The sequence below is a fragment of the Mycobacterium sp. IDUB_19 genome (assembly GCF_055419445.1).
The window spans coordinates 1-3,337 of record NZ_JBVAXR010000090.1; the positions used below are offsets into that span (position 1 = coordinate 1).

General features: G+C 65.7%; 2 protein-coding genes. Both read left to right on the top strand.

Translation table 11 applies throughout. The features are described from left to right. Positions 1-65 precede the first annotated feature (65 nt). Positions 66-1,871 carry an N-acetylglutaminylglutamine amidotransferase gene (locus ACZY0B_RS26775; RefSeq protein WP_463767257.1) on the top strand — a complete coding sequence of 602 codons (1,806 nt, stop codon included), beginning with the start codon at positions 66-68 and terminating at the stop codon, positions 1,869-1,871. Then, positions 1,868-3,337 (top strand): N-acetylglutaminylglutamine synthetase (gene ngg / locus ACZY0B_RS26780; RefSeq protein WP_463767258.1); only part of this gene is annotated, 1,470 nt, incomplete at its 3' end. The genes ACZY0B_RS26775 and ngg, both read left to right, overlap by 4 nt.

Sequence of the window (3,337 nt, forward strand, 5' to 3'; positions counted from 1 at the left end):
CTGGTCGCGAACAAGCTGCCGTCCCGAGGTCACCTTTTCGGCTCGCCGCAGTTAGGGTCGAATGTATGTGCGGCGCCACCGGTGAGGTGCGACTCGACGATCGCGTACCCGACGTAGCTGCGGTTTCGGCCATGACAGCCGTCATGGCACCAAGGGGGCCGGACGGTGCCGGCGTCTGGTCACAGGGACGCGTTGCGCTGGGACATCGCCGCCTGAAGATCATCGACCTGACCGAGCACGGCGCTCAACCGATGGTCGATTCGGACCTGGGCTTGACCATCGCCTGGAACGGCTGCATCTACAACTACAAGCAACTGCGCGACGAGCTTAAAAGTCACGGCTACAGGTTCTTTTCGACCAGCGACAGCGAAGTTCTGATCAAGGCCTACCACCGTTGGGGCGACGACTTCGTCAGCCGCCTCAAAGGCATGTTCGCGTTTGCCATCGTCGAACGCGACAGCGGCCGCGTATTGCTCGGCCGGGATCGGCTCGGTATCAAGCCTCTGTACCTGACGGAGGACAGCCACCGCATCCGATTCGCGTCGACGCTGCCGGCATTGCTGGCCGGCGGCGGTGTGGACACCCGGATCGACCCGGTCGCGCTGCACCACTACATGACATTTCACTCCGTGGTACCGGCACCGGCCACCATCCTGCGCGGCGTTCGCAAGGTGCCGCCCGCTTCGCTCGTTGCCATCGAGCCCGACGGCCGGTCTAGGACCACGACCTACTGGACACCCGACTTCACCAGGCACGAGGATCGCTCCGACTGGTCCGAGCGGGACTGGGAAGACGCCGTGCTGTCCAGCCTGCGCCTCGCCGTCGAGCGCCGACTCGTCGCCGACGTGCCGGTCGGCTGCCTGTTGTCCGGCGGCGTCGACTCGAGCCTGATCGTCGGGCTGCTCGCCGAGGCCGGCCAGACCGGGCTGTCGACCTTCTCGATCGGCTTCGAGTCGGTTGGTGGCGTCGAAGGCGACGAATTCCACTGGTCAGACATCGTGGCCGAACGCTTCGGCACCGATCATCATCAGATCCGCATCGGCACAGACCGGATGCTGCCCGCGCTCGACGGGGCGATCGGCGCGATGAGCGAACCGATGGTCAGCCATGACTGCGTCGCCTTCTACTTGCTCAGTCAGGAAGTGTCGCGCCACGTCAAGGTCGTGCAATCGGGCCAGGGCGCCGACGAGGTGTTCGCCGGTTACCACTGGTACCCGCCGATGGGTTCTCCGGCCGCCGCGACCCTCGCGGGTGCCGTCACCGAATATCGCGGTGCTTTCTTCGATCGCGACGCCGCGGGCATCGAGGCACTCTTAGGGTCAGGAAAATTCGCGCCCGGAGATCCCAGCGGGCTATTCGTCAGCGAGCACTTCGCTCGCGCCGGCGCCGAAACCGGCATCGATCGCGCGCTGCGGCTCGATACGACGGTGATGCTGGTGGACGATCCCGTGAAACGGGTAGATAACATGACCATGGCGTGGGGATTGGAGGGGCGGGTTCCTTTCCTCGATCACGAGCTGGTCGAGCTGGCCGCGACCTGCCCGCCAGAACTGAAGATCGCGCACGAGGGCAAGGGCGTCCTCAAACAGGCTGCGCGACGGGTGATCCCGTCGGAGGTCATCGATAGGCCCAAGGGCTACTTCCCGGTCCCCGCGCTGACCCACCTCGAAGGCCCTTATCTCGATCTGGTCCGCGACGCGCTATATGCGCCAATCGCGAAGGAGCGCGGGTTGTTTGACGCCGAGGCCGTCGACGCGCTATTGGCCGACCCGAACGGCAAGCTGACACCTCTGCGCGGCAATGAACTCTGGCAGATCGGCCTGCTCGAGCTTTGGCTGCAGCGCCACGGTGTGACAGGACCTGCCGCATGACTGTCATCGGTCCTTCGGATGACCACCCCGAGGCGATTACGCTCGGCCTGCACGATGCGTCGCCGCCGCACCTGGTCGACGCGATGGCCAAGGATGTCGAGCTCGAATTGGGTTGGGGCAGGCTCATCTTCGGCCAAACGTTTGCCGATGCCGACACGCTGGCCGAGGCGCTGAGACGAGAAGCGCCCGGGCGCCGTGACATCTGCATCTACGCCCGCGAGTCTCACGTGGTGATCGCCCGGGCGCCAACCGAGCTCTTCATCGATCCCAGTCATACCTATCGACTGCGCTTTACTGCCTCGCACGAGGAAGAGCTGGCGCCGACACCTCTCGGCGTGACGGTGCGCACGCTGAATGACCCCGCCGACGCCGACGAGATGAACCGCGTCTTTGTGCGATGCGGCATGGTCCCGGCGCCGGTGGAGACGATTTGGGACAACCATCTGCACGCGGACGCGGTGACCTACCTTGTTGCGGTGCGTGACGAGGACGGTGCGGTGGTGGGCACCGTGACCGGCGTCGACCACGAGGTGTTGTTCTCCGACCCGGAGCACGGGTCGAGCCTGTGGACACTGGCGGTGGACCCGGCCGCTGGGTTGCCCGGCATGGGGGAAGCCCTGACCCGGGCTATGGCTGAGCACTTCCGTAGCGCCGGCCGCGCCTACATGGACCTGTCGGTCGGCCACGACAACGCCGCCGCGTTGTCCCTCTATGAAAAGCTGGGTTTCCGACGCGTTCCGGTGCTGGCGATCAAGCGGAAGAACGCCATCAACGAGCCGCTGTTCAGCCCGCCGCCGGAGACCGTCGACGACCTCAACCCGTATGCCCGGATCATCGCCGATGAGGCGCTGCGCCGCGGAATCCGGGTCGAGGTTCTCGATGCCGAGGCCGGCGAGATGCGACTCTCTCTCGGTGGCCGCACGCTGATCACCCGCGAGTCGCTATCCGAATTCACCTCGGCGATCGCTATGTGCCGGTGCGACGACAAGCGCCTGACTAAGCGCCTGGTCTCCGAGGCGGGCATCACCGTGCCCCGTGCCCGCCTGGCCACATTTGACGAGGACGACTACGCCTTCTTGCAGGAGGTAGGAGAGGTCGTCGTCAAACCGACTCGCGGAGAACAGGGCAAGGGCATTACCGTCGGCGTTGTCGCCGAAGACGAGCTCACTACGGCCCTCGCGCGGGCGCGGGAGCAATACCCGGAGGTGCTGATCGAGCAGCGGGTAAATGGCGACGACCTCCGGTTAGTGGTGATCGACGGCCGGGTGGTTGCCGCAGCGCTGCGGGTGCCCCCGGAGGTCATCGGCACGGGGGAGCACAGCGTGCGGGACTTGATTGCGGCCGAGAGCCGACGGCGCTCGGCGGCCACCGGCGGTGAGTCGCGCATACCGCTCGACGACCTCACCGAGGCGACAGTCCGTGATGCGGGTTGGAAGCTGGATGATGTGCTGCCCGAAGGAATTCGA